This is a genomic window from Microcoleus sp. D3_18a_C4, from assembly GCF_036702415.1.
In the GTDB taxonomy this organism is placed as follows: Bacteria; Cyanobacteriota; Cyanobacteriia; order Cyanobacteriales; family Microcoleaceae; genus Microcoleus.
In genome coordinates, this window is record NZ_JAUBTI010000192.1 from 1 (window position 1) to 5,211 (window position 5,211).

Genomic DNA, 5,211 nt, shown 5'->3' on the forward strand with positions numbered 1-5,211 from the left:
TGACTAATGACTAATGACTAATGACTAATGACTAATGACTAATGACTAATGACTAATGACTAATGACTAATGACTAAGAACTAATGACTAAGAACTAATGACTTTTTAAATGCGCGCCAGCTTAAGATGAGAACTACAAAATAATGATAGATGCCGTAGCCCTGCCCGTAACAGAAGAAAGTCAAGTGGGAGAAGCGCGCCGAATTGCAGTCGCCCTAGCGACCGAAGTCGGATTTAACGAGACCGATCGCGGTAAAGTGGCAATTGTTACCACGGAAGCCGCAAAAAACCTGGTCAAGCACGCCCGCGAAGGAGAACTTTTGCTGCGAACATTAAAAACAGCGGCAGGATATAGCATTGAAATAGTAGCGCTAGACCGCGGCGAAGGAATGGCAAATGTCGCGCTGTGTCTGCGGGACGGTTTTTCTACAGCGGGAAGCCCTGGAACTGGACTGGGGGCAATTAAACGCCTCTCTAGTTTTTTTGATATTCATTCTGTACCAAAACTGGGGACAGCTTTATTAGCGCGGCTGGAACCGACCCAAAATAGCCGGGAAGCATCCCAAAACAGCAATTACTTGGAATTTGGGGTCGTCCACTTGCCAAAAGCAGGAGAGCAAATTTGCGGCGATTCCTGGGCGGCGGAAAATCACCTTGACAAACACCTGATCTTAGTTGCAGACGGGCTCGGCTACGGGGATTTGGCCCAGGAAGCCTCTGGCGAAGCAGTGCGGGTATTTGAGGAAAACGCCAAACTCGCGCCGAAAGCAATTTTAGAGAAAGCGCACGCTGCTTTAAAAAATACCAGAGGAGCGGCTGCGGCGATCGCCCAAATCGATCGTACCCAACAAACAGTTTGTTTTGCCGGAATTGGCAACATCAGCGGTGTAGTTGTCACAGATAACCAAAGCCGCAGCATGGTTTCCTACAATGGCACAGTTGGACATATGATGCGAAAAGTAGCAGAATTTGTTTATCCTTGGTCGCAGCAGTCCCTACTCATCATGCACTCCGACGGTTTGGCGGCGCAGTGGAATTTAAACCGCTACCCGGGTTTAGCCTCCAGACATCCTGCTTTAATCGCAGCCGTGCTCTACCGGGACTTCAAACGCACTCGCGATGACATGACAGTTATAGTAGCCAAGGTAAGAGAAGCAGCGTGAGTTACCCAATCCTGACGACGGAAGTCCGCTTTGAACAAGACATCGTACAAGTACGCCAAAGAGCTCGCCAAATTGCCGCATGGCTGGGATTCGATTCCCAAGTACAAACCCGCATCGCCACAGCAGTTTCCGAAATTGCCCGCAATGCTTTCAAATATGCAGGCGGTGGCAAAGTAGAATTCATTGTGGAAGGGGAATCGCCCCAAATTTTTCGGACTCGGATTTCCGACACGGGGCCGGGAATTGCTGATTTACCGGCTGTGTTAAGCCCCAATTTTCGATCGCAAACCGGCGCGGGACTCGGTTTAGCAGCAGCGAAACGGTTGATGGACGAAGTGAAAATCGACTCTCGGCCCGATCGCGGAACGGCTGTACAATTAATTAAACAGTTTTCCAAACATATGCCCGCGCTGAGTGCGATCGAACTAAATCAATTAGTTGACAAACTAGCGCGCCAAATTCCCGAAGATCCCTATGCCGAAATTCAGCAGCAAAATCAAGAATTACTACGCACTTTAGACGAACTCCGCCAGCGTCAAGAAGAACTCGTACAATTAAATCAACAACTACAAGATACCAATCGCGGAGTCCTGGCACTTTACGCTGAATTGAACGATAAAGCCGAATCTCTCCGGCGCGCCAGCGAACTCAAAACCAGCTTTCTCTCCAATATGAGCCACGAGTTTCGCACTCCGCTAACGGCAATTCTGATGCTTTCCGAAGTATTGTTAAATCGCCTCGACGGAGAACTTTCAGCCGAACAGGAAAAGCAAGTAAATTACATATGCAAATCCGCCGAGTCTCTCGCAGAACTTGTGAACGACTCGTTAGATTTAGCCAAAGTGGAAGCCGGAAAACTAACTGTTCGCTTGGCTGATTTTGAAGTCGAAGATTTGTTCAGCGCGCTACGAGGAATGATGCGCCCCCTGCTTCCCCAAAACTCGCCCGTTTCTCTGATTTTTGAAGCGCCTCTAGAACTTCCAACCCTCACAACCGACGAGGGAAAAGTTTCTCAGATTTTGCGAAATCTGATTTCTAATGCCCTCAAATTTACCGAAGCAGGTGAAGTGCGAGTTGCTGCGGAAATAGGAGACGGGGAAACAATTACTTTTTCAGTGGCAGATACGGGCATTGGCATTTCTCCACGCGACCAAAGGCGGATTTTTGAAGAATTTGTTCAAATAGAAAATCCCTTGCAGAAGGGCCTCAAAGGGACCGGATTGGGATTGTCTCTGTGCAAAAAACTGGCGGAATTTCTAGGGGGAAGCATTAAAATCACCAGTTCACCCGGAGTGGGTTCGACTTTTTTTGTGACACTGCCGATTCTGTATCCGGGAGAGGAAGAAAACCCTTTGGAAATGTCCGCTGCTAAGGGAGATGAAATACCGCTGGCGATCGCACATTCTCGCTCGCCAGCGCCGGATTCAGCAGCAAAAGGCTTGATTGGGGAGGATGAAGATAGTTTTTCGGCATTTGCTGAAAAACTTGCTGGCAGAAATTCATTGTACTGCGATATAGGTCGCCGACGGCGCTGAAGGTTGGGGTTCGGCTGTTTTTTGCCGAACCCAATTTTTATGGACATTATGATGCCGGGTATGACTGAATTTGACGTTTTGGAAGGGTTGAAATGCGATCGAACTACTTGTCAAATAGCTGCGATCGTGATGAATTCAAAACATTTTGGGTAACATCACTTTTTTGCTGTGCGGGATGCTAGGAATGCACGATAAAAAATATTATTCCGATGCGAAGGGAAACGATATCAGGAATTGTAGCTGTTGAGGACTGAAGTCCGATGCTGCAAACCTAATTATATTTTTTCCCCAAATTTTATATGGTTCGTAAGAGAGTTAATTTATAGCAGGCAAGATTTATTTAATTGGCAACAGCATTTAACCTTTGTGCTGTAAAATGTAGCAGTTCTCAGTTGCCGACTATACAGTAGGGACTTACCGAGGGCATATTTTCGTGTGGGCGATCGGCTAAAATCCATGATAAATCTCGTTCTTAGCAAAGTCTCGATTAATAGACCTCTTGCAAAAATGATTAGGACGGGCTCTCCGGCCCATCCCACAAGAAAAAATAACTCTTGTGGGATGGGCCGGAGAGCCCGTCCCATCAATTGAGGAAAAGGATTTTTGCAAGAGGTCTAATAAAAATAATGCAACAGTAGGCCCGTAATCCAAACCCATACCAAATAAGCCATTCCCAATTCTAAAATCGCAAATCTAAAATCTAAAATCTAAAATGGTATGACTTTCATCTCCCTTCAATATGCCCTGTTTCTGTTAGTTTTGTTCGCGGCTTACTGGTTGGTTCCGCTGCGGTGGTGGCGGCTGTTCATCATGCTGGCGGGTAGTTTAATTTTTTACGCTTCGCTGCAAATTTGGTACATTCCTCTGCTGTTAGTCGCTGCTTTGTTTAATTACTGCTTGGGGATGGCGATTGGGGAACCTCTGGATTGGCGGATTGCTAATGAATCTTGGAACCGCCGCCGTTTGTTGCTGCTGTGGATAGGAATTTGCCTGAATGTGTTGCTGCTTCTGGGCTTTAAGTATGTGCCTTTTTTATTGAGTTCGATCGGCACTTTGTTCAATTGGCCTGTAGCTATCGACGGGGCTGACTGGGTGAAAAGTCACGTCATCGCACCCCTGGGATTGAGTTTCTTTTGCTTTGAGTGCATTGCTTATTTGATTGACGTGTACCGAGGCGCGCCTGCTGCTACTTCGCTGCTGCACTTTGCTGCTTACAAGTTGTTTTTTCCCAAACTGATTTCCGGCCCGATTACTCGGTACCACAACTTGATATATCAACTGAAAACCCAGCAATTTCCGACGCCCGATCGCATTTCTGAGGGACTTTGGACGATCGCCTTTGGTGCAGTAAAAAAAGGTCTTTTTGCAGATAACTTGGGAATTTATGTCGATTTAAGCTTTACCAACTTGCAGCGGGCGGGTAGCGAGGATTTGTGGCTGGCGATTTTGGCTTACGGGCTGCAACTTTATCTCGATTTTAGTGGCTATGTTGATATGGCGCGCGGTACTGCTTTGCTGCTGGGTTGGTATTTGCCACCAAATTTTGATTTTCCTTATTTTAGTGCCAGCATAGCTGATTTTTGGCGACGCTGGCACATGACTTTAGGCGATTGGCTACGCAATTATTTGTATTTTCCTTTGGGGGGTTCGCGAGTCGGTTTGTGGCGCACTTGTCTGAATTTGTCGATCGTCATGTTAATTGCGGGAATTTGGCACGGGGCGGCTTGGGGATTTATTGTGTGGGGGGGTTTACACGGTTTAGCTTTGGCGGTTCACAGGCTGACTGATGTGCTGTTTAAGCGGTGGCGGATCGAGTTTTTGTGGGAAAATCCGATCGGTATTGCGATCGGTTGGCTGTTGACTCAGGCGATGGTTTTTGGTAGTTGGATCTTTTTCCGACTTCCCGATTTAAAGGATTCTGGATGGGCGATTTCGCATTTGTGGGGACACACTGCTGACGTGCAGTTTGCTGAGAAAGTTTATATAGAAGCTTTGGGTTTAGATAGAGTGAGTTTAGCTTGGATGTTGGCTGCTTTGGCTGTGGCGATGCTGGGGAATTATGCGTTGAGTCGGGGTTTGAAATTGGAGTTAAATTGGCCGATGAAATTGGTGTTAGTGCCGCTTTGTTTGTATGCGGTTTGGGTGTTGGCTCCCGAAGGCGGTTTGCCTTATATTTATTTTGATTTTTAGGGTATTATTTAAGTCGCCTTCTGAACAGGCAAGATGCCTGTTCCACAAGAAAATCTACTCTTTGTGGAACAGGCATCTTGCCTGTTCTTGACAAGGGTGCAAGATGTCAGTCGAAGTGATTACCCGCTACCTATTAGTGTCAACTTAAGCTTTTAGTCCGTCAGTCCTCCCGCTCACCCAACAGTCCGCCAGGGAATGAATTCCCTGTCTCATAGCGAAAGTCCTCTCAAAGAGGACTGAAGAACTCATTAGGAATGAGAATTAAATAACTTCCACAAGTTTGTGGGATGGGCGTCCCGCCCGTCCTTTTTGGACGGGCGGGA

At 47.0% G+C, this 5,211-nt stretch carries 4 protein-coding genes; all 4 read left to right on the plus strand.

The window, feature by feature from the left end:
- The first annotated feature begins 143 nt into the window (after window positions 1–143).
- On the plus strand, window positions 144–1,163 hold the full coding sequence (locus QUB16_RS32830; protein ID WP_333322542.1) for an ATP-binding SpoIIE family protein phosphatase: 1,020 nt from the start codon (window positions 144–146) through the stop codon (window positions 1,161–1,163).
- A complete protein-coding gene (locus QUB16_RS32835) occupies window positions 1,160–2,698 on the plus strand; it encodes an ATP-binding protein (RefSeq protein WP_333322544.1) in 1,539 nt (512 codons plus the stop codon). Before QUB16_RS32830 ends, QUB16_RS32835 begins: the two co-directional genes overlap by 4 nt.
- 717 nt (window positions 2,699–3,415) lie before the next feature.
- Window positions 3,416–4,888: an MBOAT family protein gene (locus QUB16_RS32840; RefSeq protein ID WP_333322546.1), complete on the plus strand. Its 1,473-nt coding sequence runs from the start codon at window positions 3,416–3,418 to the stop codon at window positions 4,886–4,888.
- A 33-nt stretch (window positions 4,889–4,921) separates the two neighbouring features.
- Entirely contained in the window at window positions 4,922–5,044 is a 123-nt protein-coding gene (locus QUB16_RS32845; protein ID WP_333322548.1) for a hypothetical protein, read from the plus strand.
- Window positions 5,045–5,211: the final 167 nt, after the last annotated feature.

What these genes read in the sequence shown, in the direction of transcription:
- QUB16_RS32830 (WP_333322542.1), top strand. Translation starts at nt 144, where the DNA reads ATGATAGATGCCGTAGCCCTGCCCGTAACAGAAGAAAGTCAAGTGGGA.
- QUB16_RS32845 (WP_333322548.1), top strand. Translation starts at nt 4,922, where the DNA reads ATGCCTGTTCCACAAGAAAATCTACTCTTTGTGGAACAGGCATCTTGC.
- QUB16_RS32840 (WP_333322546.1), top strand. Translation starts at nt 3,416, where the DNA reads ATGACTTTCATCTCCCTTCAATATGCCCTGTTTCTGTTAGTTTTGTTC.